This is a genomic window from Rhodococcus sp. IEGM 1318, assembly GCF_033142465.1.
Taxonomy (GTDB): domain Bacteria; phylum Actinomycetota; class Actinomycetes; order Mycobacteriales; family Mycobacteriaceae; genus Rhodococcus_F; species Rhodococcus_F qingshengii_B.
Genome location: NZ_JAWLSC010000006.1, coordinates 217,962 through 244,336 on the forward strand (window position 1 = coordinate 217,962; position 26,375 = coordinate 244,336).

At 62.6% G+C, this 26,375-nt stretch carries 32 protein-coding genes and 1 tRNA gene; 12 read left to right on the forward strand and 21 right to left on the reverse strand.

Annotation, left to right across the window (positions count from 1 at the left end; translation table 11 throughout):
* The first annotated feature begins 21 nt into the window (after positions 1-21).
* Positions 22-1,200, forward strand: coding sequence for a DUF2786 domain-containing protein (locus tag R4P65_RS16290; protein WP_317827282.1), 1,179 nt, complete (start codon positions 22-24; stop codon positions 1,198-1,200).
* On the opposite strand, the gene rsmI is transcribed toward R4P65_RS16290, so the two are convergent.
* Complete coding sequence (rsmI, locus tag R4P65_RS16295) at positions 1,197-2,027, reverse strand: 16S rRNA (cytidine(1402)-2'-O)-methyltransferase (RefSeq protein ID WP_317827283.1); 831 nt, start codon at positions 2,025-2,027, stop codon at positions 1,197-1,199. The two genes, R4P65_RS16290 and rsmI, sit on opposite strands and share 4 nt — an antisense overlap.
* A gap of 23 nt (positions 2,028-2,050) precedes the next feature.
* Here rsmI and R4P65_RS16300 point away from each other — a divergent pair, with 23 nt between their 5' ends.
* Positions 2,051-3,610 carry a dolichyl-phosphate-mannose--protein mannosyltransferase gene (locus R4P65_RS16300; RefSeq protein WP_230814306.1) on the forward strand — a complete coding sequence of 520 codons (1,560 nt, stop codon included), beginning with the start codon at positions 2,051-2,053 and terminating at the stop codon, positions 3,608-3,610.
* Between the two features lie 54 nt (positions 3,611-3,664).
* Here the strand turns inward: R4P65_RS16300 and R4P65_RS16305 are convergent, their stop codons facing one another.
* The 4 genes from R4P65_RS16305 to R4P65_RS16320 all read right to left on the reverse strand — a co-directional run bounded on the left by R4P65_RS16305 (position 3,665) and on the right by R4P65_RS16320 (position 6,932).
* The gene (locus R4P65_RS16305; protein WP_317827284.1) at positions 3,665-5,299 is read right to left on the reverse strand and encodes a BCCT family transporter; all 1,635 of its coding nucleotides are present in this window, start codon (positions 5,297-5,299) and stop codon (positions 3,665-3,667) included.
* Between the two features lie 84 nt (positions 5,300-5,383).
* Positions 5,384-5,815 carry a DoxX family protein gene (locus R4P65_RS16310; RefSeq protein WP_003946228.1) on the reverse strand — a complete coding sequence of 144 codons (432 nt, stop codon included), beginning with the start codon at positions 5,813-5,815 and terminating at the stop codon, positions 5,384-5,386.
* Positions 5,816-5,863: 48 nt separating this feature from the next.
* Entirely contained in the window at positions 5,864-6,223 is a 360-nt protein-coding gene (locus R4P65_RS16315) for a GntR family transcriptional regulator (protein ID WP_317827285.1), read from the reverse strand.
* A 25-nt stretch (positions 6,224-6,248) separates the two neighbouring features.
* Positions 6,249-6,932: an SDR family oxidoreductase gene (locus tag R4P65_RS16320; RefSeq protein ID WP_317827286.1), complete on the reverse strand. Its 684-nt coding sequence runs from the start codon at positions 6,930-6,932 to the stop codon at positions 6,249-6,251.
* Positions 6,933-7,026: 94 nt separating this feature from the next.
* Between R4P65_RS16320 and arsC the strand changes: the two genes are divergently transcribed.
* Entirely contained in the window at positions 7,027-7,380 is a 354-nt protein-coding gene (gene arsC, locus R4P65_RS16325; RefSeq protein WP_317827287.1) for an arsenate reductase (glutaredoxin), read from the forward strand.
* A gap of 13 nt (positions 7,381-7,393) precedes the next feature.
* Here arsC and arcA read toward each other — a convergent pair whose 3' ends face one another.
* The gene (arcA, locus tag R4P65_RS16330) at positions 7,394-8,611 is read right to left on the reverse strand and encodes an arginine deiminase (RefSeq protein ID WP_230814311.1); all 1,218 of its coding nucleotides are present in this window, start codon (positions 8,609-8,611) and stop codon (positions 7,394-7,396) included.
* A 101-nt stretch (positions 8,612-8,712) separates the two neighbouring features.
* Here arcA and R4P65_RS16335 point away from each other — a divergent pair, with 101 nt between their 5' ends.
* Both R4P65_RS16335 and soxR read left to right on the forward strand, forming a co-directional pair.
* Positions 8,713-9,201 (forward strand): FABP family protein, encoded by a 489-nt coding sequence (locus R4P65_RS16335; RefSeq protein WP_230814312.1) that lies wholly within the window; start codon positions 8,713-8,715, stop codon positions 9,199-9,201.
* A gap of 5 nt (positions 9,202-9,206) precedes the next feature.
* A complete protein-coding gene (soxR, locus tag R4P65_RS16340; protein ID WP_050654499.1) occupies positions 9,207-9,686 on the forward strand; it encodes a redox-sensitive transcriptional activator SoxR in 480 nt (159 codons plus the stop codon).
* On the opposite strand, the gene R4P65_RS16345 is transcribed toward soxR, so the two are convergent.
* The 4 genes from R4P65_RS16345 to R4P65_RS16360 form a co-directional block, all read right to left on the reverse strand.
* The gene (locus tag R4P65_RS16345) at positions 9,672-10,154 is read right to left on the reverse strand and encodes a DUF2505 domain-containing protein (protein WP_230814314.1); all 483 of its coding nucleotides are present in this window, start codon (positions 10,152-10,154) and stop codon (positions 9,672-9,674) included. The genes soxR and R4P65_RS16345 overlap by 15 nt on opposite strands.
* Before the next feature lie 48 nt (positions 10,155-10,202).
* Positions 10,203-11,048, reverse strand: a complete 846-nt coding sequence (locus tag R4P65_RS16350) for an SDR family oxidoreductase (RefSeq protein ID WP_317827288.1) — start codon at positions 11,046-11,048, stop codon at positions 10,203-10,205.
* A gap of 146 nt (positions 11,049-11,194) precedes the next feature.
* Positions 11,195-11,350, reverse strand: a complete 156-nt coding sequence (locus R4P65_RS16355) for a hypothetical protein (RefSeq protein WP_230814316.1) — start codon at positions 11,348-11,350, stop codon at positions 11,195-11,197.
* Positions 11,351-11,411: 61 nt separating this feature from the next.
* Positions 11,412-11,669, reverse strand: coding sequence for a hypothetical protein (locus R4P65_RS16360; RefSeq protein WP_317827289.1), 258 nt, complete (start codon positions 11,667-11,669; stop codon positions 11,412-11,414).
* A gap of 160 nt (positions 11,670-11,829) precedes the next feature.
* Here R4P65_RS16360 and R4P65_RS16365 point away from each other — a divergent pair, with 160 nt between their 5' ends.
* A complete protein-coding gene (locus tag R4P65_RS16365; protein WP_003946231.1) occupies positions 11,830-12,246 on the forward strand; it encodes a helix-turn-helix domain-containing protein in 417 nt (138 codons plus the stop codon).
* Positions 12,247-12,306: 60 nt separating this feature from the next.
* Here the strand turns inward: R4P65_RS16365 and R4P65_RS16370 are convergent, their stop codons facing one another.
* Both R4P65_RS16370 and R4P65_RS16375 read right to left on the reverse strand, forming a co-directional pair.
* Positions 12,307-13,308, reverse strand: a complete 1,002-nt coding sequence (locus R4P65_RS16370; protein ID WP_230814318.1) for a hypothetical protein — start codon at positions 13,306-13,308, stop codon at positions 12,307-12,309.
* Positions 13,305-13,805: an ImmA/IrrE family metallo-endopeptidase gene (locus R4P65_RS16375; protein WP_003946241.1), complete on the reverse strand. Its 501-nt coding sequence runs from the start codon at positions 13,803-13,805 to the stop codon at positions 13,305-13,307. Before R4P65_RS16375 ends, R4P65_RS16370 begins: the two co-directional genes overlap by 4 nt.
* A gap of 178 nt (positions 13,806-13,983) precedes the next feature.
* On the opposite strand from R4P65_RS16375, the gene R4P65_RS16380 reads away from it, so the two are divergent.
* Positions 13,984-14,718: a hypothetical protein gene (locus R4P65_RS16380; protein WP_317827290.1), complete on the forward strand. Its 735-nt coding sequence runs from the start codon at positions 13,984-13,986 to the stop codon at positions 14,716-14,718.
* 2 nt (positions 14,719-14,720) lie between these two features.
* A complete protein-coding gene (locus tag R4P65_RS16385) occupies positions 14,721-14,888 on the forward strand; it encodes a hypothetical protein (protein ID WP_317827291.1) in 168 nt (55 codons plus the stop codon).
* A gap of 295 nt (positions 14,889-15,183) precedes the next feature.
* On the opposite strand, the gene R4P65_RS16390 is transcribed toward R4P65_RS16385, so the two are convergent.
* The 5 genes from R4P65_RS16390 to R4P65_RS16410 all read right to left on the reverse strand — a co-directional run bounded on the left by R4P65_RS16390 (position 15,184) and on the right by R4P65_RS16410 (position 19,314).
* A tRNA-Ala gene (locus R4P65_RS16390) sits at positions 15,184-15,256 on the reverse strand.
* A gap of 102 nt (positions 15,257-15,358) precedes the next feature.
* The gene (gene glpR / locus R4P65_RS16395) at positions 15,359-16,093 is read right to left on the reverse strand and encodes a gephyrin-like molybdotransferase receptor GlpR (RefSeq protein ID WP_317827292.1); all 735 of its coding nucleotides are present in this window, start codon (positions 16,091-16,093) and stop codon (positions 15,359-15,361) included.
* Between the two features lie 267 nt (positions 16,094-16,360).
* The gene (locus R4P65_RS16400) at positions 16,361-16,996 is read right to left on the reverse strand and encodes a GNAT family N-acetyltransferase (RefSeq protein ID WP_298777505.1); all 636 of its coding nucleotides are present in this window, start codon (positions 16,994-16,996) and stop codon (positions 16,361-16,363) included.
* Between the two features lie 21 nt (positions 16,997-17,017).
* Entirely contained in the window at positions 17,018-18,277 is a 1,260-nt protein-coding gene (glp, locus tag R4P65_RS16405; RefSeq protein ID WP_230814323.1) for a gephyrin-like molybdotransferase Glp, read from the reverse strand.
* A gap of 125 nt (positions 18,278-18,402) precedes the next feature.
* On the reverse strand, positions 18,403-19,314 hold the full coding sequence (locus R4P65_RS16410) for a UTP--glucose-1-phosphate uridylyltransferase (protein WP_019744725.1): 912 nt from the start codon (positions 19,312-19,314) through the stop codon (positions 18,403-18,405).
* A gap of 59 nt (positions 19,315-19,373) precedes the next feature.
* Here R4P65_RS16410 and R4P65_RS16415 point away from each other — a divergent pair, with 59 nt between their 5' ends.
* From R4P65_RS16415 to mscL, 4 genes are all read left to right on the forward strand, one after another.
* On the forward strand, positions 19,374-19,952 hold the full coding sequence (locus R4P65_RS16415) for a 5-formyltetrahydrofolate cyclo-ligase (protein WP_317827293.1): 579 nt from the start codon (positions 19,374-19,376) through the stop codon (positions 19,950-19,952).
* 111 nt (positions 19,953-20,063) lie between these two features.
* A complete protein-coding gene (locus R4P65_RS16420) occupies positions 20,064-20,375 on the forward strand; it encodes an FmdB family zinc ribbon protein (protein ID WP_317827294.1) in 312 nt (103 codons plus the stop codon).
* 77 nt (positions 20,376-20,452) lie between these two features.
* Positions 20,453-21,184: an SAF domain-containing protein gene (locus R4P65_RS16425; protein WP_317827295.1), complete on the forward strand. Its 732-nt coding sequence runs from the start codon at positions 20,453-20,455 to the stop codon at positions 21,182-21,184.
* Between the two features lie 99 nt (positions 21,185-21,283).
* Positions 21,284-21,703 (forward strand): large conductance mechanosensitive channel protein MscL, encoded by a 420-nt coding sequence (gene mscL / locus R4P65_RS16430; RefSeq protein ID WP_317827296.1) that lies wholly within the window; start codon positions 21,284-21,286, stop codon positions 21,701-21,703.
* A gap of 243 nt (positions 21,704-21,946) precedes the next feature.
* On the opposite strand, the gene R4P65_RS16435 is transcribed toward mscL, so the two are convergent.
* From R4P65_RS16435 to R4P65_RS16450, 4 genes are all read right to left on the reverse strand, one after another.
* Positions 21,947-22,444 carry a molybdenum cofactor biosynthesis protein B gene (locus R4P65_RS16435; RefSeq protein ID WP_176720912.1) on the reverse strand — a complete coding sequence of 166 codons (498 nt, stop codon included), beginning with the start codon at positions 22,442-22,444 and terminating at the stop codon, positions 21,947-21,949.
* Between the two features lie 80 nt (positions 22,445-22,524).
* On the reverse strand, positions 22,525-23,970 hold the full coding sequence (locus tag R4P65_RS16440; protein WP_317827297.1) for a S1C family serine protease: 1,446 nt from the start codon (positions 23,968-23,970) through the stop codon (positions 22,525-22,527).
* Between the two features lie 236 nt (positions 23,971-24,206).
* Positions 24,207-25,586 carry a HAMP domain-containing sensor histidine kinase gene (locus R4P65_RS16445; RefSeq protein WP_317827415.1) on the reverse strand — a complete coding sequence of 460 codons (1,380 nt, stop codon included), beginning with the start codon at positions 25,584-25,586 and terminating at the stop codon, positions 24,207-24,209.
* A gap of 65 nt (positions 25,587-25,651) precedes the next feature.
* Complete coding sequence (locus R4P65_RS16450; RefSeq protein WP_003946387.1) at positions 25,652-26,338, reverse strand: response regulator transcription factor; 687 nt, start codon at positions 26,336-26,338, stop codon at positions 25,652-25,654.
* Positions 26,339-26,375: the final 37 nt, after the last annotated feature.

Genomic DNA, 26,375 nt, shown 5'->3' on the forward strand with positions numbered 1-26,375 from the left:
CTGCCTTGGAACGGAGCACGGGTGTCCACTCAGGAGGTCAGCCCTCAATCCGTCTCTGCGGCGCAGGGTCTCGTCAGCGAACTGGCCGCGGCCTACGAACACGGATGGCAACCGGCAGATCTGATCCATCTGGCGCGCCGAAGCAAAGACGCGTCCGACGCCGATCTCGCTGCCACCACCATCCTGTTCGACGCGAACGCATCCCGCGCGTCGGATCGCGCACCACTCGAGTGGGTGGGGCAGTTGCAGACGATCGGCGAGCAGTACCCGAAGTCTCGGCGCGTCGCCTCTCGAATCACCGTGGACGACGACGCTTTCCGCTCCCTCGCGGCCGGCCTACTGTTCCAGGACCCCTACTTCCTTGTTTCGCAGATCGTCGATGTCACGCGATCGTGGATGCGCCTACCTCAGTGGACGGTATTGCTCGCGCCACCATCCATCTGGCCGTCGCAACGCACCGACACCAGCTATGCCGGCGTCGGCGACACCGAGGTCGATGCCAAGGTACTCAAGCGAATTCGTGGGCTACTCGCCAAAGCCGAAGCCACCAACTTCGCGGAAGAAGCCGAGATCTTCACCGCGAAGGCCCAGGAGCTGATGACTCGATACGCGATCGATTCCGCACTGCTCCACAGTCGTGCCGGGGTCACCGACACGTCAGTAAAGGCACGACGCATTCACATCGAGAACCCGTACGTGAAAGAAAAAGTTCACCTCCTGACCGAGATCGGCGAATCGAATCGTGTCAGGACGGTGTGGTTCAGCGACATCGCGCTCGCGACCGTCGTCGGCACTCCGGTCGACCTTCAGCAAGTCGACATGCTGTTCACTTCACTGCTTGTACAGGCAACCCGTGCAATGCAATTCGCCGACTCGAGCAATCGCGGCGGCTCCCGTACCACATCGTTCCGCAAGGGGTTCCTGGCCGGTTTTGCCAGCCGAATCGGACACCGCCTACGCGACGCAGGCACCAAAGCCACAGCCGAAGCGGCCGACGCAGCATCGATGGACGTCGCGGATCTTCTGCCGATCCTCGCCACCACATCCGAGGCCGTCGACGCCGAATTCGATCGACTGTTCCCGACAACCCGCAAGACTCGCGGACGCTCCGTCGACGCCGAAGGCTGGCACGCCGGCCAGGCCGCAGCCGACGACGCCAACCTGCGTCCCGGTGCGCCGGCAGTGCACCGCTCGCGCTAGTCCTTGCGAGCGGCCAGAACCGTCTCGTACAACTCACGCTTGGATACTCCGGCGGTCGCGACCAGTGCGCACGCGTCCTTCAAGCGCGCTCCCCCCTCGACCAGCCTTTCCACCTCGTCGACAAGATCGGCAGGATCAGATGCCACCAGCACGGCGCCTTCGAGCACTACCGTGATCTCGCCGCGAACACCCTCGGCCGCCCAGGCAGCTAACTCCCCGAGAGTGCCGCGCTTGACCTCCTCGTAAGTCTTGGTCAATTCCCGGCACACGGCCGCGCGGCGATTCGGCCCGAGAACTTCCACCGCATCTGCGAGGCAGTCGGCAAGGCGATGGGGTGCTTCGAAGAACACACACGCTCGCTGCTCGGTTGCCAAGGCCGAGAGCCACGTCTTGCGCTGCCCCTGCTTACGCGGCGGGAATCCGTCGAAGCAGAACCGCTCCACCGGCAAACCCGAGAGTGCCAGCGCTGTAGTCACCGCCGACGGGCCGGGAAGGCACGTGACGGCGAGGTTCTCGGCTACACAGGCAGCAACGAGGCGGTATCCAGGATCGCTGACAGACGGCATGCCGGCGTCCGTGACCAGAAGAACGGTCTTGCCTTCGGCGACGTCGGCGACCAGTGCGGGCAGCCGTGAAATCTCGACCTGATCGTAGAAACTGACAATTTTTCCGGTAATGGTGACGTCGAGCGCGGACGCCAGAGACTTGGTGCGTCGTGTGTCCTCCGCAGCGACGACGTCGGCGGTTGCGAGAGCAGACCGAAGACGCGGAGACGCGTCACCGACATCTCCCATGGGTGTTGCGGCGAGTACCAAACGACCAGTCATACCTGACAGCCTACGATTGCCAGGTGACTGTGCAGACGGACGAGCGGCCAACGCCCGCCACGAGCGATCGGGTAGTGCGTAGTCCCGGGCCGCTGGTACCGGATCCTGATTTCGGCCCGACCGACAGATTGCGCGGCTGGATCGTCACCGCTTTCATCACCGCCATCGCGGCAATCACACGCTTCACGATGCTCGCCTATCCGACCGACGCCGGCACTCCGGTCTTCGACGAGAAGCACTACGTACCCCAGGGTTGGCAGGTTCTCACCGGCGGCGGCATCGAGGACAACCCCGGCTACGGATTGGTAGTACACCCGCCGATCGGCAAGCAGATGATCGCGATCGGCGAAGCACTCTTCGGTTACAACGGTTGGGGGTGGCGATTCTCGTCGGCCCTGGTCGGGACGCTGATGGTCTTGCTCATCATCCGCATCGTGCGCCGCATGACGCGATCCACGCTGATCGGCGCCATTGCCGGAATCCTGCTCATCGTGGACGGCGTCACCTTCGTCTCCTCACGCCTGGGGATGCTCGACATCTTCCTGGCTTTCTTCGTCCTCGCCGCGCTCGGATGCCTGGTGGTTGATCGCGACCACGTCCGCGAACGGATGGCGAAGGTATACGAAGAAGGCCGAATCGGTGATTCTGCCTGGGGTCCGCGATTGGGTTTCCGTTGGTGGAGGTTCGGCGCCGGCATCCTGCTCGGTCTGGCCTGCGGAACCAAGTGGTCCGGCATGTACTTCATTCTGTTCTTCGGATTGCTCAGTGTTGCCTTCGACCTGTCAGCGCGCCGCGCGTACCGCGTGCAGCGCCCCTGGGTCGGCACCGCCGTTCGCGACATCGGTCCGGCACTGTATGCGCTGGTGATCATTCCGCTCGGTGTGTACCTCGCGAGCTACTGGGCTTGGTTCACCAGCGAGACCGGCGTCGACCGTCACGCCGTCGGTAACGAGATCGGTGAGGGCGGCACGTGGAGCTTCATCCCCTCCGCGCTGCGCTCACTCTGGTACTACAGCGGAAATGTTCTCCAGTTCCATGCCGGTCTGACGAACTCCGCCGGAAACCACCACCCGTGGGAGTCGAAACCGTGGACGTGGCCGATGGGGCTGCGACCGATGCTCTACTACTACGCCGACGGTGAGCAGGTCACCGGTTGCGGGGCCGCCAGCTGCGTCAAGGCCGTGATGCTGATCGGCACACCGGCGATGTGGTGGCTGGCCCTGCCGATGCTGGCGTGGGCGATCTGGCAGACGTTCGTGCGCAGGGATTGGCGATACGCAGTGGTCCTGACGGGTTACGGTGCCGCCTACCTTCCGTGGTTCGCGACGCTGGACCGCCAGATGTACTACTTCTACGCCGTTGCGCTCGCCCCGTTCATGGTCATGGGGTTTGCGCTCGTCCTCGGCGACGTTCTGGGCAAGGCGAGCGCGTCCGTCGAGCGTCGTACCACCGGACTTCTTGCAGTTAGTTTGTACATCGGTCTGGTCGTGGCCAACTTCGTCTACCTCTGGCCGATACTCACCGCCATGCCGATCACGCCGGAATCGTGGCAGAACCACCTGTGGTTGCCGAGCTGGAAGTAACAGGACAAAAGAAGGAGGCACCGAACCCAGTTCGGTGCCTCCTTCTTTTCGCGGTTACTCCGCTGATCTACCGACGCGCCGCCCCCGCCGCGGGCGCAGGAGTGCACGTTTCTGCTCCTTCGCCGCAACGATGATCGGGTCGTGCGAAAGATCCTTGTACAGCGAGAAGCACAGTCCGATCATGACAAGCACGAACGGCGCCGCAGCGATGATCGTCATCGTCTGCAGGCCGTCGAGCGCTTCGGAACCACCGGTCCACAACAGAAGCGCCGCGACGCCACCGGTCAACATGCCCCAGAAGACCACGACCCAGCGACTCGGTTCGAGCGTTCCGCGCTGCGAGAGCGTGCCCATCACCATCGACGCGGCGTCGGCGCCGGAGACGAAGAACACTGCGACGAGCAGCATGACCAGGACAGTCGTCACTCCGGCCAACGGCAGATTGTCGAGCATGCCGAAGAGTTGAGCCTCTTCCGAGCCTCGGCCGGACAAGCCGATTCCGTCGCGTTCCTCGCCGATGCCTGCGCCGCCGAAGATCGCGAACCAGAGCAAGCTGACAGTCGTAGGAACGGCGATGACGCCGACGATGAACTGACGGATCGTGCGACCGCGGCTGATGCGCGCCAGGAACATGCCGACAAACGGCGTCCAGGACACCCACCATGCCCAGTAGAAAATCGTCCAGGACGACAGCCACGCGCCCGTTTCAGGATTCGACGACGCACCCGTGCGGGCGGACATCTGGGCAAGGTCGGAAACGTATGCACCAATGGTCGTCGGAAGCAGATTGAGAATCAGTACGGTGGGCCCGAGGACGAACACGAACAGGGCCAAGATCAGCGCGAGCACCATGTTGATGTTGGACAGCCACTGAATTCCCTTGGCCACACCGGAAACCGCGGAAGCGACGAACGCCAGGGTGAGCACCGCGACGATGGCAACGAGCAGGAACACGCCGGCTTCTTCCATCCAGCCGACTACCTCGAAACCGGAGCCGATCTGCAGTGCGCCGAGCCCCAAGGATGCTGCGGTTCCGAAAAGTGTCGCAAAGATTGCCAGGATGTCGATGACCTTGCCGATCGGCCCTTCAGCTTTGCGGCCGAGCAACGGGATGAAGGCCGAACTGAAAAGTTGCTTGCGTCCGCGGCGGTACGACCCGTACGCAATGGCAAGGCCCACAACGGCATACATCGCCCAAGGGTGAAGACCCCAGTGAAACATGGTGGTAGCCATGGCAGTTCCGACGCCGCCGTCGGTGCCGGGAGGCGGAGTCACGTAGTGCGCAAGCGGTTCCGCGACACCGAAGAACATCAGGCCGATCCCCATACCGGCGCTGAACATCATGGCGATCCAGCTGACGGTGCGAAACTCGGGCTTCTCGCCGTCTTTACCCAGCGGAATGTCGCCGAATCGGCTCACTGCGAGGTAGATGGAAAACAGCACGAAAGCCGAAGCTGCGAGTACGAAGAGCCAGCCGATATTGGTCACCAACCAGCCGAGAACACTTCCGGTTACCGAGTTGAGGTTGTCGGGCGCTACGAGGCCCCACACGACAATGGCCAACACCGCTGCGGCCGCCACGGAAAACACCACGTAGTCGGTCCGAACGCCTACCCGAGTAAAGCCCGTCTCCGGGTGCTCTTCGTTGGCCCCGGAATCTTGTTCGGATCGATCAGATTTCGTCACCATAGATGACTACGTTCGTCACTTTGTGGTCCAAAAGCAAGCCAGAAGGCGGGCTCAACGTCCGCTGAGCCCGCCTTCTCACCCCGATCAAGCTGGGGTTTTAACCCAACCGTTGCCCTTGCCGATCAACCCGTCGATGCTGATGCGTCCTGCGCCGATCACGGCGATCAAGAGCGATCCGACACCGAGAGCGACGACGAGTTCGTAGCCTCCGTTGTCGATGAAGACACCCTTGTCCGCGTGCACGATGAAGAACGCGCCGACCATGTCGAGGAACAAGAGCGCTCCGACGAGCGGGGTCAGCAGACCTGCGATGAGCAGGATGCCGCCGCCGAGTTCGATCGACGCTGCCAGAACTGCAGAAATCTTGGGGAGCGGGGCGCCCATCCCTTCGAATGCGGCCTGCGTTCCGGCGATCTTGTAGGTGAAGAACTTCTGCCAACCGTGGGCGATGAAGATGATCCCGAGGCCGACACGGGCGATGAGGAGTCCGAGGTCACGAGCAATCGACGAATTCATGAGCCAAGACTGACAGCTTTAACTTGAAGCGTCAACTTAATCATTGTGTCACGCACCTCTCAATGCCGACTCCACCATGGCGACGATCTCACTGTCGGAATACCCGAGCGAGCGGACGCTATGCGCAAACGCAGTCGCCGCTTGTTCGGCCTGCGCCTGCACCGGATCGGCCCCGGAAGCGATGAAGGTCCCTTGCTTTCCCCGCGTCTCGATGACGCCCTGATCGCTGAGCGCGCGATAAGCCTTCGCGACGGTGTTGGCCGCCAAACCCAGCTCCGAGGCGAGCGCCCGCACCGTCGGAATCTTGGTTCCCGCGATCAACCCACCGCCGTGCACCTGCTCGATAATCTGTTGCCGCAGTTGGTCGTACGGAGCTGTGGAGGAATCGTGGTCGATCGCGATCTTCATCGTCACCCTCGTCGTATCTTCTCGGTCACAGGCCCTCGATCGCTTCGCGGATCGTATGCGGGCCGGAGGTCAGAACCAATATCTTGCCGACACTGGACGGGGCATCGATGAGCGCTTCGACCACCGCGGCGACATCTGCACGAGGCACCGAGCCTCGATCGACGGGCGGCTCGGCAAGAAGGACTTCACCGGTGGGATCGTCGTCCGTCAGAAGCCCTGGCCGAAGAATCGTCCAATCCAGCGAAGTCCTTGTCTTGAGATCTTCCTCCGCTGCAGTCTTCGCTCGTAGATAGGCGGCAAAAACCTCGTCGGTGTTCTCCGGTATTTCGTCACCAGCACCCAGGGCGCTGATCTGGATGAACCGACGCACTCCGGCTTTCTCGGCAGCATCGGCCAACAACACCGCCGCGGCCCGGTCGACGGAGTCCTTGCGCTCGATCGAGCTACCAGGTCCGGCACCTGCGGCGAAGACCGCGACGTCGGCACCGTCGAGTACCTTCGCAACTTCCTCGACCGTGGACGATTCCAGATCGATCACCACGGGGAACGCGCCGAGTGTGCGGACGGCACCCTCGTGCGCGGAATTGCGGATCAGCGCTACCGGCCGATCACCATGCCCTGCCAGCAAGTACGTCAGGTGCTGCGCAATCTTGCCGTGCCCACCGGCAATGACCACGCGTCGTTCGTCCACACTTCGATGTTCCGTCATCGTTTTCTCCTCACAAGTCGGTACTTCAAGTGCAGCGCGCCGGAGGTGTCCGTTGTTCCCCTGTTTGTCCCACGAGTCCGGACGCAGAGGCAGAATGACGGACATGGCATCTGCAACCATCTTCCACAATCAACGGTGCAACACCTCGCGAACTGTTCTCGGGCTCATCCAGGACGCGGGCATCGAACCCACAATTGTGAAGTACCTCGATACTCCGCCTACCCGATCCGAGCTGGAAAAACTCCTCGCCGACGCCGGCCTCGAGCCCAGCCAAGCGGTTCGCAAGCGCGAAACGCAATACAAGGAACTCGGACTCGCGGATGCTTCCGAATCCGAAATCCTCGACGCGATGATCAAGCACCCGATTCTGATCGAACGCCCGTTCGTGGTCACCGACAAAGGCACCGTCCTCGCGCGGCCCGCAGCCAAGGTGGAAGAAATTCTCTGACAGCGTCGACGGCTCACAGCGGATCGCGGGCGATCGGGCAGGACATACACCGAGGTCCACCGCGGCCGGACCCCAGTTCCGAACCCGCGATTCGCAAAACCTCGATACCCGAGGCCTCCAGCCTGGCGTTCGTTTCGACGTTGCGCTCGTAAGCGACGACGACGCCAGGTTCGACGGCCAGCGTGTTGTTCCCGTCGTCCCACTGCTCACGCTCGGCAGTCACCGTGTCGAGTCCGGTGTCGATCACACGAAGTTTTCCGATTCCCATGGCATCGGCCGCCGCTTCGAGGAACGGCGTGGCCCCGCGAATACTCACCCCGTCGTCTTCCTTGCGCAGAGTAAACGCCGCCAATGTGTCCTGGATGGCCGGATACATGACGACCGCGTCGGCCTCAACCATGGTGCAGACCGTGTCGAGATGCATCGACGCTCGGCGCTGCTCGATCGGAACAACCAACACAGTGTGAGCGAGACCGTCGTCGAACACGCTGCGCGCCAATGCTTCTGCTCCGGCCGGTGACGTCCGCTCACCGACACCGATTGCGATCACCCCCGGAGCGAGAAGCAGCACGTCCCCTCCCTCGACAGGAGCGGTGTGGGACTCGTACGCGCGGCGCACGCCCTTGAATCGAGGGTGATGGGCGTACACGAGATCCGTGATCGAGGATTCGCGAGTTCGCGCCGACAACGCCAAGGACGTGATGATCACCCTCGGCCCGACCCAGAACGACGAATCGCGGGTGAAGAGCAAATTGGGCAGGGGGTCGATCACGAAGTCACCGCCGTGATGCATCCTGCGCACCAACGAGGTCGAGTCGGCATCGATCGGCAGCTCGTCGAACGTCATTCCGGCAGTGAGGATCGACGACAGCTCCTTCGGCTCTACCTGTCGCAGGTACGCGGCGAGGTGTTGTCCGAGCGCGTGCCCGATCTTGCGTGCGTCGACGGCAGCCGCGATTCCCTGGATCCTGGCTGCGCCACTGACCTCGAGCGCCTCGGTGAGGAGATCGGACAAAAGCAGTACCTCGACGCCACGCTCACGAAGGACGGTCGCAAACTGATCGTGCTCTTCCTGCGCACGGTCCACCCACGGCAACGCGTCGAACAGCAGCTCGTCGTTGTTGCGCGGGGTCAACCGTTTCAACTCGTCGCCAGGCCGATGAAGAATGACCGATCGCAAGCGGCCCACCTCGGAATCGACACCGAGGGGGACGGAGCCAGAAGCGTTCATGAGTGAACACTAATCCCGTAGGCCCCACCCAGCAGGGAGAAGCAGCTGCCGTACCGGCCCGCGTAACGTCTGATCCGACGCAGGCGAGAGAGGACTACGCAATGGGCAGTACGGATCAGGCGGCGCTGAGCAGCGCCGGAATCGACAGGTTCACCGGACGCTGGGTCGGCGCTGGAGCCGGACATTTCCCGACCATCGACGACTTCGAGTACTCCGAGGAGATCGAGTTCGCGGCCACTCCCAAACCATTTGTCACCTACTCGTCGCGCACTCGCGGGCTCCCCGACGGCCGACCGCTTCACATGGAATCGGGATACCTGCGCCCAACACCTGGTGGCGAGCTCGAACTGCTCGTAAGTCAACCCACCGGATTTGTCGAGATCCACCGCGGCACCGTCGACTCCGAAGGCACTCTCGCCTTGACCCGTCTCACGCTCGCAGCATCGCCCGACGCAAAACCCGTTCACGACGTCCGACGCGTCATGCGGGTCCAGGGCGACACGCTGACATACGACTTGTGGATGGCGCACGGAGACACCCCGCTGACGCATCATCTCCACGCCACTCTTCATCGGGCGACGGACCGGTAACCGTCATGGAGATGCCGTCGTGGAAGGCCAAGGAACTGACGCCCGGCCAACTCTCCGAGCGCAGCGGCGTGGCCGTCTCAGCCCTGCATTTCTATGAACGGGAAGGCCTGATCGTCAGTCGCCGGACCAGCGGCAACCAGCGTCGATACCAACGAGACACGCTTCGGCGCGTCGCCTTCATCAGAATCTCGCAACGCGTCGGCATTCCGCTGTCGGAAATCCGGGAGGCCCTCGGCACACTGCCTGAAGGCCGGACGCCGAACCGCGCAGATTGGGAAAGGTTGTCGACCGGGTGGCGGCGCCACCTCGATCTACGCATCGAGCAGTTGGAACGCCTGCGTGACAACCTCACCGGTTGCATCGGTTGCGGGTGTCTCTCACTGGAGGGGTGCGCCCTCGCCAACCCTCACGATCAACTCGCGTCCGCCGGTCCGGGTGCGCGCGTTCTGGAGGTCGATTTCGGCGCCGATTCAGGCGAGAAATGACTCGACGGCGTCCCGATCGCGCCTCAGCAAGTCCTCGACGGTCTTCTTCAGCAACTTCTCGATCTGGCCGCCGATAATCGGCATCTTCACTTCAGCCGTTCCATCGACAACCAGCCGCGTGCAGGACTCGACGGCGGTGAGATCGAGCGTCGTCTCGATTCGTATCGGCAGTCCGTGCGCGATTCCGGTGACCGACCCTGCTGCCTTCCCGTCAGACAGGGGTCCCCAGTGGTCGACCCTTTTCAGACCGAGTCGACTCGGCGCAACCTTGGCGACCAAGCTCGGGAGGGAGGCGGAGTCGATTTCCTCGGACACCGATACTTGAATCGATCCGTCTGCAACTTCGATGCCCGAGGTGGCATAGAGGTCTCCGAGTCGGACTTGCCAATAACTCGGGTCCGTCAAAGTTCGATGAACGTCGTCGATGGGATATTTGAATTCGATATCGAAGTGAAAACTCTTCGGCATGACTTTGGTCCCTATTCGACTAGATAAAAGTCCCGGCGGAGTTAACGCTCATCGCTTGATCAATTTACTGAACTGGTCGTTCGCTTTTTGCATCACGAACTCGTATGGTGGGGCGAATTTACGCGCCCACCAGTATCCGAATCGGATGTCATTGGACGTATATACGAGATACGTGTTCTTCTCGATTCCCCGCAGAATGCACGACGCCACCTTCTCCGGAGAAACCGCGCGCTTCTCGAATCGGTGCGTGAGCTTTTTGACCCGCGGGTCATCCCTGTCGATACCCGCGATTTCCACGGTTCCCACCAATGGCGTCTTCACGCCACCCGGCACAACCAGACTGACGCCGATGCCGTGCCGCTTCAGATCGAATCGCAGCACTTCGGAGACACCGCGAAGGCCGAACTTGCTCGCGCTGTAGGCGGCGTGCCACGGCAGGGCCAGGAGCCCGGCGGCCGAAGACACATTGACCAGGTGCCCACCCTTGCCGGCACGAATCATGGGCGGAACAAACGTCTCCATGACATGGATCGGCCCCATCAAGTTGACGTCCACCATGGACTTCCAGTGCCGATGTTCGAGGTTCTCGATAGTTCCCCACGCCGAAATGCCGGCGATATTCATGACGACATCCATCGGAGAGAATTGAGTGTGAATCTCGGTACCGAATTTCACGACCTCGTCGTAGTCCGAGATATCGAGCGCCTTCGCCATGCTCACCGTGCCGCCGGCGGCGCCGACCATCGCGACCGTCTCTTCCAATCCGAAGTTGTTGATATCGGTGAGAAACAATTCGGCGCCGGCCTCGGATGCACGCAGCGCGGTTGCGCGTCCAATTCCACTACCAGCGCCGGTGATCAGGCATTTCTTGCCGTCGAGCGACCTTACAGACATGGATGAACACTCCCCCGCACTCGTACTGTGGACATGCGGGAAAGTCTACGCACGCACGCTGCGGCCGCCCCGAAACACGCAAGGCGACCTGCGAGTGCGGCCGCGCACCTCCACAAATATTCAAGGGGAGACGACCGCACGCAGCACTACAGACGCTGCATCATCTGCTCTTGATAGCCCCTGACCGTACGGTCGAGTTCTTCCGCCGCTACATCGTCCCCACGCTTGCGCGCATCGTGGGCTCGATCCTGAATTTCACGGATTGCGCGGCGCAGTTCACCATCGCTCATTGTGTGTTTCATGTCACAATTCTGCACCTATCCAGAGAGTTTAGCTAGCACAGATCGCATTCCGGCAAACCGTTCAAGGTTCAACCCCGAAGTGATCCCCATGACATCGCGAAGAAGCAGTCAGATTGCGACCCCATTCGCTCAAACCATGCCTGAACTGCAGTTTTTCAACCGAAATAGTCGCGGAAAACCAGGCTAACGCATAGCTAATATCGTCAAAACGGGTAAAAGGTTTGATATTGGGCAGATTGGGCAAGTACTGGAAGGTTCGAATAGCGCAGTCGTAGCTGCGCATTTCCGCGCGGCGGAAACTCAATGTGCGCTGAGACATAGCTGAGCACTCATTGGCCGGACGAATCCAATCTCGGACACATTTGACAACTAGTCCACTAAACAGACTACGGTGAGCTACCGATCGGTTATCCGCGTGATACCGTAGGATTCACTGAACGGACAATTGCTAGCTAGAGAGGATTACGGGGCGGTTCACAATGGCTGACTTTGCAGAACGATTGAACAAACTGTTCGACAGTGTTCATCCTCCGGGGCGCAAACCCCACACCAATGCCGAGGTTGCGGCAGCGCTCATCGAAGACGGCCATCAGATCTCCAAGCCGTACATCTCGCAGCTCCGCTCGGGACAGCGCACCAACCCCTCCGACGAGACAGTCGCAGCGTTCGCCCGGTTCTTCAAGGTGAAGCCCGACTACTTCTTCAATGACATCTACGCAGCCAAGATCGATCATGATCTCGAACTGCTCTCGCAGCTCCAAGGCTACGGTCTTCGCCGCCTCTCGAGCCGTGCATTCGACCTCTCGGAAGAATCGCAGAATCTACTCACAACGATGGCTGAAAAGCTCCGCGCGAGTGAAGGTTTGCCAGAGGTTCCGCCTGACGCGTCGCGCTGATGCGAACGTGCTGAAGCTCTGAAATGACCTGAAGCACTGAAATGACATGGAGTAGGTCGACTATGAACGTCGACCTACTTTTGTCGTTTCATCGAGTTCTTTCGCCAACAACAACACCCATCGGCGCGCCGACATCTTCTCCGGTGGCGCAATCCACCTGGTGTCCAACACATCCGAGGCCAAGGGATCGGCGATCCACCCTGCCAATATCCCCGCGTGTGCAGTGACCGCCCGCGGCGGTTCCTGTCCACCGACGTCGAACATCCCGGCACCGGACTGGATGTACATCGCATCCATGATCTGAGCGATCATGTCCGATGCCCGCAGCACGGACGTACTCCCGGCACTGTCCGCGTCGACTACCTCGGGGAATCGCTTGACGAGAAGCGCGTGCATCCGCCGCAGACGGTACAGATCACGTCGCGCACGTATCCAGGTCTCGAGAAGCACCCAGGTGATGCCCAGCGCGATCAGAACACTCGACGCAGCGATGAACCACACCCCTGCGCCCGTCCAGATATCCGATTCGAGTGCGCCGGTACCACCGATCGATTCGACCAGCATCACGACGACCACGACGAGCAGGATCGACGAACCGGTCACGATCAACGCGATTCCACGCCCCAACGGTGCCCACGCGACGTGCCGTAACCCCGTCGAAATGACAAGGGACAGAGCAACGATGATAAAGATGAGCGCCGGCGCCGGGTAACCGAAGAGAACCGCGATCGCCACCAGCAACCCCACCGAGTACAGCACCGTGGCGAGACCGCGCATGGCTGGACGCGACATCACCGGCCAAGCGGACACGGCGCCGACTGCGCTGGCTGCAGACAACGCGGTCCACAAGACGATGACGATCATCGCTGCGGCATGCTGCTCCGGTGCAATGCGATCGACGATGTCCCACACCGCCGGCACCATGACCGTCGAGGACAATGCGACCGAGAAGCCTGCGAAGACCATCGACATCCGCAGAGGCGTCGCGGTGCGCGCGACAACTCGACCCAATCTCGCGCCGGCTGCAACCCAGACGAGAAGGGCCACAGCCCAAAAGATCATCCGATCGCCTCGTCGTACCGCAATACCGACAGCGGTGTTCCACGGCCACTCATCGTTCGCAGACGCATGATCAACATCGACGCGAACGTCTCGGCTTCCCACTCCGCGATGTCATCCATCGGCACGGGTTCATTGCGCCTCAGAGAACGTTGACTCAGCATGTACGCGATCAAATCGTCACTGACCTCGAGCGTTGCCTCGGCGATCTCGGCACCCTCGTGGCGAAACACTATGTGCCCCAACTCATGTGCCAGAGTCCGCTCGACATTGGGCAACCCGGGGGCCAAAACGATGACGTCGTGATCGTCGTAGGCCCGGCGCTGCCCGCACACTCCCGTGGCGAGCGGGGTTTCCAGATCGATCTCGATCGGGCGACCACGCTCGCGCGCGACTGTCTGCACCACCGTCAGCAGTGACACGGCCTCCGACGACGCTGCTGCGTCACATACGGCATCCACTGCGGCCAGAACGCGGCGATGTGAACGTCTGTCCGGCACTACTCACGCACCTCCCTGTGATCCGGGTGCCAGGAATTCAGCACGTGCGGCAGCCAATCGCGCCTTCTGCAACGATGCTCCGCGGAAAGTCAATGCTCCCGCACCGGCCGCTACTACTGCCATTCCGCCCACACCGCCGGCGACGGCGGCAGCGTTGAGAATCGGCGGAAGCCCTTGAGTGAACGCCGTCGGGAATGCCTGCGGGTTCTCACTCGGACTCGCGACGTTCGGAGCGTTCGACGGCACTTGGGGAGCTACGGGTGCCGGTGCGGCCAGAACCTCGGGCGCGGAAGGTGCTGCGACTGCGCCCGGTGCTGCGTTCGCTGGTCCACCAGCAGACGGTGCCGGTGCTCCGCCGCCGGCCGGCGGCCCTTGCGGGTCGGACGGCCCCGCCGGTGGAACTGCCACCGCCGAAGACTGCTCGGAGCTCTCCTGCGACTCGGAAGGGGACTGCGTCTCAGAGGTCTTCGACTCGGAGGGCGCTTCGCTCGAAGGACTCTCGGTCGGCGAGGTTGCATTGGTCGCCGGTGAGACACTGCTGCTCGGACGGTGCGACACCGAAGGGTTCGCCGAGGGCTCGGTCGTCGTCGTGGTCGGCTCAGTCGTGGTCGGCTCAGTCGTCGTGGTCGGCTCAGTCGTCGTGGTCGGCTCAGTCGTGGTCGGCTCAGTCGTCGTGGTCGGCTCAGTCGTCGTGGTCGGCTCAGTCGTCGTGGTAGTCAGCTCAGTCGTCGTGGTCGGCTCAGTCGTCGTGGTCGGCTCAGTCGTCGTGGTCGGCTCAGTCGTCGTCGTGGGCTCGGTCGTCGTCGTGGGCTCGGTCGTCGTCGTGGGCTCGGTCGTCGTCGTGGGCTCGGTCGTCGTCGTGGTCGGCTCGGTCGTTGTCGGCACTACCGTCGTCCCGCAGTTGTGGTGGTGACAATGCCAGCCGTAGTTGCCGTTGCCGTTACCGTAATTGCCGTTGCCGTTGCCATTGTTGCCGCCGCCGCTGTTGCCGCCAGGTTGAGCGGCGACGATGGCAGGGAAGACCGATACGGCAAGGACGCCGATACCCATCAGGCACATCACAGCAACAAGCATCATCGCTAGCCGTCGTGGCTGGCTCATCGACATTCCTCCCCGACACATACGTCCGACCTGCGGAAAACTGCGGCAGACTCACCGTGCCTATCGCACCGGACACACCCTCGTTACATTTCCGGCAAACATGTATCCGCCCAAGGATCATCCCTCACTTGGAAGCTCAACGGTCCGGATCAGCGGTCGCAATCGTATGAAACGGCGCACACTCAGATCGAATCTTCGCAATTCGGGCAGGCCCTGAAAATGCAGGAAAGGGTCGTTCAACTTTCGTTGAAAGACCCTTTTTGCTGGTATTTCTTAGTGGAGCTGAGGGGAATCGAACCCCTGACCTCTTCGATGCGAACGAAGCGCGCTACCAACTGCGCCACAGCCCCGTGCCACCGCCTCAGCGGTGCTCGGCAACTCTAACAGGAACGAATACTCCCGTTGGAATCACCCGACACGAATTTCCGGCCCGGCAAGGTCGGCCCAGAAGATCACTGACCGGACGCGCGACGCATCTCGGTGTGCCTGACCTCTTCTTCGTAGTGATCCAGGTGATCGAACACCGGATCTTCGTCGTCGACCTCGAGGACAACCGCTCCGGGCCGACGCAGTCGCGCAGGAATCAGGCGCAACTCTTCGTCGGTGTGCGATTCAACCCCGAGTCGCGATCGATTGAGGCGTTCGGTGCGACGACGGCGAATCTCCTGCTCGATCCGAACCTGCCGCCGCAGGTACGCCATGTACCCGCCGAGGCCGCACACGGTGAGCGCGAACAACCACCACATCATCGGCGAGATGATCAACGCGAGAGCGCCCGAAAGAATTGCGACGAACGCAAGTCCCAGCAATGTCCGCTGACGGAAGGCATACCGCGCCTCCCGGGCGATGGCATCCGCTTCGGGGTCGAACCCGCCTCGGCCTCGCCTGACGGGAACAAATTCTCCGACCGGCGCACGACCGCCGGCGTAATCGTCTTCTGCGTGAGTGTCCATCTGGTCCTCCGCGTCGTAGCCGCTGCGCACTGGTTCTGGTTGCCAGTTCGGATCGCTTCGATGTCCTGCTGCCGGCCCGCGCTGAACAGGGTTGCTGTCGCCGCGGTGGAGTACTCGAGTCGCGAGCGCCGCGTCACTCGTCTGCCGGATCCTGGGGCGCTTGTTGACAAGCATCGGTACCAGGACGAACAGCCACACGGCCACCAGCCCGATCCACACGAATGAGCTAGGCATGCCGCGGCCTCCTCCCGATCACCTACCAGCACCTATGCCAGCCGTTGACGAGTCAAGGTTAACGGCCGACGCCCTCGCATCGTTGCCGACGCGCCGAACCCCACCATACTCATGTGTCACACGCGTACCGAACTGAACTTCCGGTTCAGTCCCAAAAGTCTCAAGTTCTAGTTGAATCAAAAATCACAAAATTTCGACCAAAAGTAGGACTACTCAGCGGTAACTGCTGTTTAGCTCGCGTTTCTCACGTTTCTGGCGCCGTCTTCGTCACACCCACGAAGCGCGTCCGGACCGCACCAATCTGTCAACGACGGTGGTGGGTACTTCCTCGATCGTCATTCCGACCAGAAGATGGTCGCGCCATTGGCCGTCGACGTCGAGATAGCGTTTGAGGAGACCTTCCTCCCGGAACCCCACATTTCGTAGGACTGCGCGACTCGATGCGTTCTCCGGCCGAACAGTGGCCTCCACTCGATGGAGACCGACCTTCGAGAATGCGTGATCGAGTGTGAGCGCAACGGCCGCTGTGGCAACGCCCCCACCGGTGACGTGCGAGGCGACCCAATAGCCCACCCAGGCGGACCGCAGAGCGCCGCGCACCACATTTCCGATGGTGACCTGCCCGCAGTACTTCCCGTCGAGTTCGATCACCAAGGGGAGGATCCTGCCCTTGCGCGCTTCGGAGCGAAGGTTTCCGCACAGGGACGGCCAGACAGTGATGTGGTGGCGAGCGTCCCAGGGCGATTCTCCGGTGGGCTCCCAGGGCTCGAGGTGCTCGCGATCGCGAATGCGGAGACGACTCCACACAGCAGCGTCACGAAGTTTGACGGGGCGGACGGTCACCACGCCCGCGGGCACTCGCAGCGGGCCGAGATCGTCCGGCCATCCTGGATGGACTGACATCACACCCCACTCGGGTCGGCGTTACCCACGTTGGGCGAGAAAAGCTACGTCGACTTCTTCACCGATGTGCACTTCGGTGACGTCTCGATCGACAAGAACCAGGCAATTGGCTTCCGCCAAGGTCGCGAGGAGATGAGAGGACGCGCCGGGTGCACCGCCGAGGGCTTGCACCAGGTACTCCCCCGTCGCTTCGTCACGCATCAGCTGACCACGCAGGAAACCCTTGCGATCGGCAATCGACGTGATCGTTCCCACCGTGCGCGCCTTCACTACTCGTCGCATCGGTTGGCGTCGTCCCAGCGCGATTCTGATCAGCGGGCGAACCATGACTTCGAATACCACCAGTGCGCTGACCGGGTTGGACGGTAGGAGGAAGGTCGGAACCTCGTCTCGTCCCAGCTGGCCGAAGCCCTGGACTGATCCCGGATGCATGGCAACGCGCTCGACCTCGAGTGTCCCCAGATCGGCAAGCGCCTCACGAACTTCGTCGGACGCTCCGCCGCCCACTGCACCGGCGATGACAACGATTTCCGAGCGAATCAGCTGACCCTCGACTACTTCACGAAGACGGCGCGAGTCGTTGCCTGCGATTCCGACGCGGTTGACGTCGGCACCAGCATCGCGCGCGGCGGCGGCGAGAGCATACGAATTGACGTCGTAGACCTGACCAGGCCCCGGCGTGCGATCCACGTCGACGAGTTCTCCACCGACGCTGATGACGGAGAGGCGCGGACGCGGATGGACGAGCACTTTGTCGCGGCCGACGGCGGCAAGCAACCCGACCTGCGCTGCTCCGATGATGGTGCCCGCACGAACGGCGACATCGCCCGGTTGTACGTCGTCACCTGCACGGCGAACGTAATCACCCGAACGCACCGGCTCGAAGATCCGAACGCGAGCGCGACCACCGTCGGTGTTTTCGAGCGGAAGAACCGCGTCGGCCAGCGTGGGCAACGGCGCGCCGGTATCGACTCGGACGGCCTGACGAGGTTGCAGCCGGATCGGTTGGCGTGAGCCCGCCGTCACCTCGCCGACCACCGGCAAGCTGAGGTTCGTGGGCTCGCCGTCCTCGCCTCGGAGATCGGCTCCCGCACCGGCGACATCGACGCTGCGAACCGCGTAACCGTCGATGGCAGCTTGATCGAATCCCGGCAATGGGCGTTCGGTCACCACTTCCTCGGCACACAGCAGTCCCTGCGCCTCCGAGATGGCGACCCGAACCGGACGGGGTGCCACTGCAGCAGCGGTAACCCTGGTCTGCTGCTCCTCAACCGACCGCATCTGGTCCGCGTCCTCCTGTGTCTGGAAATTCGGTGATATCCGTCAGCTCATGATGCCTTGCCTTCGAAAAGGGACAAGCACATTGATACTGCGTTATCGGGCGATCAACCACCGTGGCGACACGCTCAGCGGTCGAGTCGATCCGCGAGCCACTTGCGCAAGGACGGACCGTAGTCGTCACTGTCGAGAGCCAGGTCAACCGAAGCGCGGAGGTACCCGCCAGGGTTGCCCAGGTCATGACGCGTTCCGCGGTGCACAACCACGTGAACCGGATGGCCCTCGGAGATCAGCAGCGCGATGGCGTCGGTGAGTTGCAACTCACCGCCGGCTCCCGGCTTGATGCGACGAAGTGCGTCGAAGATCGCACGGTCGAGCAGGTAGCGACCCGCCGCGGCAAAGGTCGACGGCGCATCTTCCACAGCCGGCTTCTCGACCATGCCGACGACCTTGAGTACGTCGGGATTGACCGCGTCGGGAACGATCTCGACGTCGAAGACGCCGTACGCGCTGACCGCATCCTTGGGGACGTCGATCGCACAGAGAACGGACCCGCCGCGCTTGGCCCGAACTCGCGCCATGATCTCCAGGACACCACGCGGAAGTACGAGATCGTCGGGCAGAAGAACCGCGATGGCATCCTCGTCGTCGTCGAGAACCGACTCGACGCAACCGACTGCATGCCCGAGCCCAAGGGGCTGTTCCTGAATCACGGAATCGACTTCGAGCAAACCGGGCGCTTTGCGCACCTTGGCCAGAGCAGCAAGTTTTCCGCTTGCTTCCAGCTTGCTTTCGAGCACCAGATCCTCGACGAAGTGAGCAACCACTCCGTCTTTGCCCGGGGACGTCACGATGACGAGGCGCTCGGCTCCCGAGTCCGCGGCTTCACCTGCCACCAGTTCGATACCCGGTGTGTCCACGACCGGCAGCAATTCTTTCGGAACCGTCTTGGTGGCAGGCAGGAAACGCGTACCAAGTCCGGCTGCGGGGACCACGGCCGTACGGAAGGCCCTCGTGCTGCTAGCGACAACGTCTGTCATGCCAACACCTTAGCCGCCGCTTGTTACCGCTCGGTCAGCAAGACGAATATCGTTGCGGGGTGACACCTCGGACAAAAGCGCAATGGCGACAAAACGCACTCGTAGCCCGTGAAGCAGTCTCGGAGCACACTCGAAACACGGAAACTGCGGCGTTGATCACGCACCTACGGTCGGTGATCGTCGAAGGGTCAACGGTATGTGCGTACGTCCCCACCCGCACTGAACCCGGGTCCACCGAATTGCTCGACGCTGTTGCCGAGATCGCCCAGCGTGTACTACTTCCGATCACCGGGGAGCCGGGACCCTTGTCCTGGGTGCAGTACAGCGGCGCCGACAGTTTGCGCCCGGCGAAGTACGGCATTCGGGAGCCCGTCGGACCCGTCCTGCCACCGGAAACCCTGTCCGAGGTTGAATGCATGCTGATCCCTGCACTTGCAGTGGACTTTCGCGGAACACGCCTCGGCCGCGGCGCAGGCTTCTACGACCGCACTCTCGGGTCGGTCGGCCCGCAGACTCGATTGGTGGCCCTCGTCAGGGACTCCGAACTCGTCGAGACCTTGCCGGCAGACGACCACGACATTCCCATGGGCTGGGCACTGACGCCGGGCGGCGGTCTCACACGGCTCCAACACCAATGATCTGCGGGAATAGATCCCTGATTAGCGCTGTTGGCACTGTCACTTGTAGAGTGCTAAAGGCTGCGGTGTAAATACGCGGCTGCTCGAACATCACAGTGCGGAGGAAGCCCGGTGCCCACCTACTCATACGCATGTACGGAATGTGACAACCGTTTCGACATCGTCCAGTCCTTCAGCGAAGATTCGCTGACGGTCTGCCCAGCCTGCTCAGGCAAGCTCCGCAAGCTGTTCAACTCTGTTGGCATCGTGTTCAAGGGCAGCGGCTTCTACCGCACCGACAGCCGCGGCGGCTCCGGAACAGCGAGCGAGCCGGCCAAGAGCGATTCGGCACCCGCTGCGAAGGCCGAGTCCAAGTCGGACTCCTCTTCGACCCCGAGTTCGTCGACCAGCACGCCGGCGCCCGCGAAGGCTGCCGCAAGCTGATTTCCACAACCTCCGGGTTGTCCACAGGTTCACATCGTTAGGGCCGGAAGCACCGCTTCCGGCCCTAACGTGCATGAATGCCGTCAGTACGTTCTCGTTCGCCGAGGCGCTCCCATGCATTGCGCGCCCAGCTCGATCTCACGCCGAACACCTTCGATCGCGTCGTCGAACTGACACGCGGCACACGATTTCGCTCGGCGACCGTCCGGAAGATCGCAGCCGTTGTCCTGGCTACACTCGGCGTTGTTCTTTTCTTTCGAGGCGATCCCGCGACCGACACCGCCGCCGTAGTTGTCTCGAGTCGCGATCTCACTCCGGGGCAGGTAATCGCGAATTCGGATGTCGAGATCCGAGAGATCGACTCGAAACACCTTCCCGATGGAGTTGTCTCCGATACCGACCTGGTAGTCGGGAGAACCGTTGCCGGCCCGATTCGCTCCGGAGAAACCGTCACCGACGTGCGTGTTCTCAGCCCACGGCTGGCCGGGTTGTCGGTGGGCACCGACGACGCCCGCATCGTTCCCGTTCGACTCGCCGATGCGGCCGTTGCAGACATTTTGCGCAGCGGCGATGTCGTCGACGTCCTGACTGTCGGCCCAGACACACCCCGCCCCGACACACCCAACGAATCAATTCCCGACAAGACCCCGCAGATTCTTGCCGCGGGGGCGGTCGTCGCGCTGGCCACCACCTCGGAAAGTGCACGTAACCAGCAGGAACAGGTGATTCTGCTGGCACTACCGACACCGGCAGCCAACGTCGTAGCCGCAGCATCTCTGTCCAATGCGATCACCGTGACATTCCGCTGACCGTACAAAGCGGCCGAAGCTCCTCTAGGATTTTTCCAGTCGGTTCGGTATCAACGGACCATCTGGCACTTGCCATCGGAGACTCGAGGGGACACCGACATGCTCAAGGGATTCAAGGATTTCCTGCTTCGCGGAAATGTGCTCGACCTGGCCGTCGCAGTGGTCATCGGAGCTGCCTTCACCGCCATCGTCACGGCATTCACCAGCAACATCATCAACCCACTCGTCGCTTCGATCGGCGGCGGCAACGAATATGGGTGGGGCATTCAGCTGACGGGTGACACCTCTGAGACGTTCCTGAACTTCGGCGCAGTGGTCACCGCGATCATCAACTTCATCATCATCGCAGCGGTCGTCTACTTCGTGCTGATCGTCCCCGCGAACGCGGCGAAGAAGAAGTTCGTCTCCGAGCCCGAAGACAAGGAAGCAAGCGAAACCGATCTGCTCATCCAGATCCGCGACATCCTCTCCGCCAACAGCGGCGCCGACACGGGAGCGCACGCGAAGACGCTCGAATAGGCAGTGCCCACAGAACGAATCAGGCCCTCGGACATTGTGTCCGAGGGCCTGATTTTCTACTCAACCACCGTGGTGCGGGGGCCTCTGGCTGCGCAGCCAATCGTCGTCCGAGGATCGCGACGATCCTTCCGGGCCCCGCTCGTCAGACGTCGTCTCCGGAAAGACGTCCCCGAAGATGCGCGCCAGGCGCTTCTTGTCGACTGGCGGCTTCTTCGGGATATCTGGCTGCTCGGGCAAACCGTCTCAGCCCTCGAGGCTGGACAGCTCGGCGATGACGTGGCTCGCCAGTGCCGTCAGGGTTGCCATGCCGTCGCGAATTGCCGGCCTGGTCGACGCCAGATTGGCGACCACGGTGCTTCCCGAAACCCCGACGAGGCCCCGGGACAAGCCTGCTTCGAGCGATCCGGCCGAAAGACCGGAAGCACGAAGTGCTTCGGCAATTCCCGGGATCTCGCGATCGAGAACCTCAGCGGTCACGTCGGGAGTGACGTCACGCGGGGATACCCCGGTACCGCCGACCGAGATGACGAGGTCGACGCCACCGATGACTGCGGTGTTGAGAGCGTTGCGGATCTCCACTTCGTCGGCGGCGACGGCGACCGTCGCATCGACGAGAAAACCCGCTTCGTTCAGCAGTTCCGTGACCAGTGGACCGATGGAGTCGGTGTTGTCGCCGTGGGCAGTGCGATCGTCGACGATGACGACCAGAGCGCGGCCGGCGGATGTGGCTTCGAGTTCCATGACTCCTACCGTAGTGTCCGATCCCGACGCCGTTGCGATCTGGCCGAAGATCGGGTCGATCGTCTGCTGATCGCCGAACATCATCGGCCGCCCTGCGCCGCCGCGGTTCCCAACGTGACGTCGACGGTCTTGGTCTGCCCGCCGTCGCTGTACGTGATCGAGACCTTGTCTCCGGGAGCATGTGAACGCACTGCCGCGATCAGCGAATCACCATCTGCGACAACACGATCGTCGACTTTGGTGATGACTGCACCCTTCGGGATACCGGCCTTCGCGGCCGGCCCGTCAGCGGTGACATCCATGACGGTTGCGCCGTCGGCGTTGTCCTGCGACGGCACGGTCACGCCGATCATGGCTTGGGTCGCCTTGCCGGTCTTGATCAGCTCGTCGGCGACGCGGCGTGCCTGATCGATCGGGATGGCAAAACCGAGGCCGATGGAGCCGCCCTGGGTGCCCGAAGACGCTCCGAGCGAGGCGATCGCCGTGTTGATGCCGATCAGCTGGCCGTCCATGTTGACGAGGGCGCCACCGGAGTTACCTGGGTTGATCGCTGCGTCGGTCTGCAGAGCGTCGATGACGGTATTCTGGTTGCCCGACTCGCCGCTCGTGGACACCGGACGATCGAGTGCGGAGATGATGCCTTCGGTGACCGTGCCGGCCAGACCGAGCGGGGACCCGACGGCAACAACCTGCTGTCCGACCTGGACGTCGCCGGAGTTGCCGAGATCGATAGGCGTGAGGTCGTTGCGGCCGTCGACCTTGATGACGGCGATGTCGGAGACGGGATCGGCACCGACCAGGGTGGCCGAGGCCTTGGTTCCGTCGGAGAACGCGACGCGAAGTTGCGCTCCCTGAGCTCCGACAACGTGGTTGTTGGTGAGGATCAGGCCGTCGGAGGACAGGATGACACCGGAACCCTCACCGCCCTGTCCCTGCGCGGTGGCCACCTCGATCTGCACGACGCTGGGCACCACCTTCGAGGCAACGGCCTGAACCGAGCCGGCAGGAGCGTTGGACGTGTTGGTGGCAGTGGGCTTCGGAGCGTTCAGCGAGTTGGTGACCGTCGCGGTTCCACCGTTGCGGTCCGCGACGACGGCACCGACCACGCCACCGACGCCGCCACTGACCAGGACCAGAGCGAGAGCGCCGGCAACCAGCGCCATGCGTCCTGACCTCGGCTTGGTGGTGGTCGACCTGGGGTTCGGCCCCTGCAATGGCGCGGGGATCTGATTGTGGCCCCCCGGACCGTTCGGGCCGCCGGGTCCACCAGGGTTGGGCGCGCCGTACGGAGCGTTCTGCTGGTACGCCGCCTCATGAGCACCGTGCGGGTGGCCGAAAGCCTGCGTGGGCTGCTGCGGCGCCTGCCCGAAGCCTTCGGTGGGTCGGCCTTCGGTGGGTCGGGCAAAGGATTCGGTCGGCTGGTACGGCTGCTGGGGCGCCTGCCCCTGAGGCTGCTGCGCCTGGGTACTGGGCTCGTTGTTTGACTGCTCGGGCCGGGTCGGCCCGACGTTACGGTCCTCGGTCATCGGCTCGCTTTCGTCTACGGTGACCACCGGACGGGCAGTCACAACTGTTCTGCCGACAATGCTGCCTTGCGCTGCTGAGAAGGCGCTGAGACGTGCCTGTCACTTTACCCAGAGTTCGACGTGAAAAATCGGTGTTGCCGGCTCGGCCCGAAATACTTTCGGGCCGAACGCATTTACCCCGTGACCTCGGTCACCGATACTCGGGACCGACGGGCCTGGGCGGCCGCCGGAACACGCTACTCGGCGGTCGGACCCGGTTCACCGGGAAGCACGATTCGAACCAGCGCTCCCCCACGATCTGATTCGTCGATCGCGATGGTGCCGCCGTGCTTGACGACGACCTGACGCACAATCGCGAGTCCCAGACCCGATCCCGGCATGGAGCGAGCCGCAGTCGACCGGTAGAAACGATCGAACACCAACTCCCGATCCTCCTCCGGAATGCCAGGTCCCGCATCACTTACGGTCAACTCCAACAATCCTTGGCCGACCGGACGCATTTCGACGCGTACCTGTTCGCCCTTCGGGCTCCATTTCGCAGCGTTGTCCAGGACATTGAGCACGGCACGCGACAGGCCCGCCTGGTCTCCGTAGACGTACCACGGAGTGGTGACCGCCTCGAACTCGATTTCGTTGCGCCTGCGCCGTGCTCGCTCGAGCGCCCGCTCGACGACGTCGCTGACGTCTACGCGCTCGTACACAGTTTCGGGCGCGTCTTCGCGGGCCAGATCGACGAGGTCGCCCACAAGAGTCGACAGTTCCTCGATCTGCGCGACGACGTCGGCGCGTAGTTCGGCCATGTCCTCGTCGGGAATCTGCGGCGCACCTGGTCGACTGGACGCGATCAGCAATTCCATGTTGGTACGCAACGAAGTCAACGGTGTGCGCAACTCGTGCCCGGCATCCGCGACGAGACGCGACTGACGCTCGCGGGACTCGGCGAGTGCCCGCAGCATCGTGTTGAAACTCTCTGTCAGGCGCGCCAATTCGTCGCTGCCGGTCACGGGAATCTGTGTCAGATCGTCTGTCCGGGCGACGCGTTCGGTGGCTGCAGTCAGCCTGGCAATGGGCCGTAAACCGGTGCGGCCCACGGTAGTACCCGCCACTGCCGCGAGAATGACACCACATCCACCGACCACAAAGAGAACCCAGGCCAGACGGTCCAGTACCGCAACGGTCGGCGCGAGCCGCTGCCCGATCACCAAAGTGCTTCCGTCATGGGTTCGTTGGGCCAGCACGCGCTGGCCGTCGACGGTTCGCAGCGAGGAATCCGATTCGCCCCGCGCAACGGCATCTTCGGCTTCGCCGATCGGCACGTCGGAACCGGGCGGCTGGTACGTACTCAGATCCGAGAAGATCAGGGCAACGCTGATGTCGGTGGTGTAGAGCGTCGCGCCGGAGATGTAGCGAGGATCGAAGCGCACGACATTACTGTCGATGAGCACCGCTGCTCTGGTCCGCAACTGGTGATCGACGTCCGCGTAGAGCGCACGCGAAACCACCGCGTACGCCGCGATCGCCATGACCGCGACGGCAATGGCCACCACCGACGCAGCGAGCAGTGTCACGCGCCAACGCAGCGACACCGAACGGGTCAGTGGCATCGGCGGGCGCATCTCGACGGACGCTTGGGTGGTGGAGGATTTCTTCGGTTCGGCGTTCTTGCCGAACGGAGCGGTGATCACGGAGGCGTCTCCCGCAGGACGTAGCCGACTCCACGGACGGTGTGAATCAACCTCGGTTCGCCGTCCGCCTCCGTCTTACGACGCAGGTAGCCGACATACACCTCGAGCGCATTGCCGGACGTCGGGAAGTCGTATCCCCACACCTCTTCGAGAATGCGTCCACGAGTCAGCACGCGGCGCGGGTTGGCCATAAGCATTTCGAGCAGGGAGAACTCGGTTCGGGTGAGGCTGATCGATCGTTCGCCGCGCTTGACCTCGCGGGTGACCGGGTCGAGGGTGAGGTCCTCGAACGCCATCATCTCGGAATCGGCGTCGAGATCGGGTGCGGTGCGACGCAGCAGAGCGCGTAGTCGCGCGAGCAGTTCCTCCAAGGCAAAAGGCTTGGGCAGGTAGTCGTCGGCTCCGGCGTCGAGGCCGGCGACTCGCTCGCTGACCGAATCGCGAGCGGTGAGTACCAGGATGGGCAGGTCGTCGCCGGCGCTGCGCAGTCGGCGGCACACTTCGAGTCCGTCGAGTCGCGGCATCATGACGTCGAGAACTACGGCGTCGGGCCGGTTGGCGAGGATCTTCTCGAGAGCGTCGAGCCCGTCGACCGCGAGTTCGACCGTGTAGCCGTTGAAGCTGAGCGACCGCCGAAGCGACTCGCGAACCGCCCGGTCGTCGTCGACCACCAAAATACGCATACCGACAGTTTGGACTGAAGTGCTGAGATGCGGCTGA

Bases quoted from the DNA above. Each gene is read 5' to 3' on its own strand.
- rsmI (WP_317827283.1), bottom strand. From the start codon at position 2,027: ATGACTGGTCGTTTGGTACTCGCCGCAACACCCATGGGAGATGTCGGT.
- R4P65_RS16305 (WP_317827284.1), bottom strand. From the start codon at position 5,299: ATGGTGACGAAATCTGATCGATCCGAACAAGATTCCGGGGCCAACGAA.
- R4P65_RS16310 (WP_003946228.1), bottom strand. From the start codon at position 5,815: ATGAATTCGTCGATTGCTCGTGACCTCGGACTCCTCATCGCCCGTGTC.
- R4P65_RS16315 (WP_317827285.1), bottom strand. From the start codon at position 6,223: ATGAAGATCGCGATCGACCACGATTCCTCCACAGCTCCGTACGACCAA.
- R4P65_RS16320 (WP_317827286.1), bottom strand. From the start codon at position 6,932: ATGACGGAACATCGAAGTGTGGACGAACGACGCGTGGTCATTGCCGGT.
- arsC (WP_317827287.1), top strand. From the start codon at position 7,027: ATGACGGACATGGCATCTGCAACCATCTTCCACAATCAACGGTGCAAC.
- arcA (WP_230814311.1), bottom strand. From the start codon at position 8,611: ATGAACGCTTCTGGCTCCGTCCCCCTCGGTGTCGATTCCGAGGTGGGC.
- R4P65_RS16335 (WP_230814312.1), top strand. From the start codon at position 8,713: ATGGGCAGTACGGATCAGGCGGCGCTGAGCAGCGCCGGAATCGACAGG.
- soxR (WP_050654499.1), top strand. From the start codon at position 9,207: ATGGAGATGCCGTCGTGGAAGGCCAAGGAACTGACGCCCGGCCAACTC.
- R4P65_RS16345 (WP_230814314.1), bottom strand. From the start codon at position 10,154: ATGCCGAAGAGTTTTCACTTCGATATCGAATTCAAATATCCCATCGAC.
- R4P65_RS16350 (WP_317827288.1), bottom strand. From the start codon at position 11,048: ATGTCTGTAAGGTCGCTCGACGGCAAGAAATGCCTGATCACCGGCGCT.
- R4P65_RS16355 (WP_230814316.1), bottom strand. From the start codon at position 11,350: ATGAAACACACAATGAGCGATGGTGAACTGCGCCGCGCAATCCGTGAA.
- R4P65_RS16360 (WP_317827289.1), bottom strand. From the start codon at position 11,669: ATGTCTCAGCGCACATTGAGTTTCCGCCGCGCGGAAATGCGCAGCTAC.
- R4P65_RS16365 (WP_003946231.1), top strand. From the start codon at position 11,830: ATGGCTGACTTTGCAGAACGATTGAACAAACTGTTCGACAGTGTTCAT.
- R4P65_RS16370 (WP_230814318.1), bottom strand. From the start codon at position 13,308: ATGATCTTTTGGGCTGTGGCCCTTCTCGTCTGGGTTGCAGCCGGCGCG.
- R4P65_RS16385 (WP_317827291.1), top strand. From the start codon at position 14,721: ATGCCAGCCGTAGTTGCCGTTGCCGTTACCGTAATTGCCGTTGCCGTT.
- glpR (WP_317827292.1), bottom strand. From the start codon at position 16,093: ATGCCTAGCTCATTCGTGTGGATCGGGCTGGTGGCCGTGTGGCTGTTC.
- R4P65_RS16400 (WP_298777505.1), bottom strand. From the start codon at position 16,996: ATGTCAGTCCATCCAGGATGGCCGGACGATCTCGGCCCGCTGCGAGTG.
- glp (WP_230814323.1), bottom strand. From the start codon at position 18,277: ATGCGGTCGGTTGAGGAGCAGCAGACCAGGGTTACCGCTGCTGCAGTG.
- R4P65_RS16410 (WP_019744725.1), bottom strand. From the start codon at position 19,314: ATGACAGACGTTGTCGCTAGCAGCACGAGGGCCTTCCGTACGGCCGTG.
- R4P65_RS16425 (WP_317827295.1), top strand. From the start codon at position 20,453: ATGCCGTCAGTACGTTCTCGTTCGCCGAGGCGCTCCCATGCATTGCGC.
- mscL (WP_317827296.1), top strand. From the start codon at position 21,284: ATGCTCAAGGGATTCAAGGATTTCCTGCTTCGCGGAAATGTGCTCGAC.
- R4P65_RS16435 (WP_176720912.1), bottom strand. From the start codon at position 22,444: ATGGAACTCGAAGCCACATCCGCCGGCCGCGCTCTGGTCGTCATCGTC.
- R4P65_RS16440 (WP_317827297.1), bottom strand. From the start codon at position 23,970: ATGACCGAGGACCGTAACGTCGGGCCGACCCGGCCCGAGCAGTCAAAC.
- R4P65_RS16445 (WP_317827415.1), bottom strand. From the start codon at position 25,586: ATGCGCCCGCCGATGCCACTGACCCGTTCGGTGTCGCTGCGTTGGCGC.
- R4P65_RS16450 (WP_003946387.1), bottom strand. From the start codon at position 26,338: ATGCGTATTTTGGTGGTCGACGACGACCGGGCGGTTCGCGAGTCGCTT.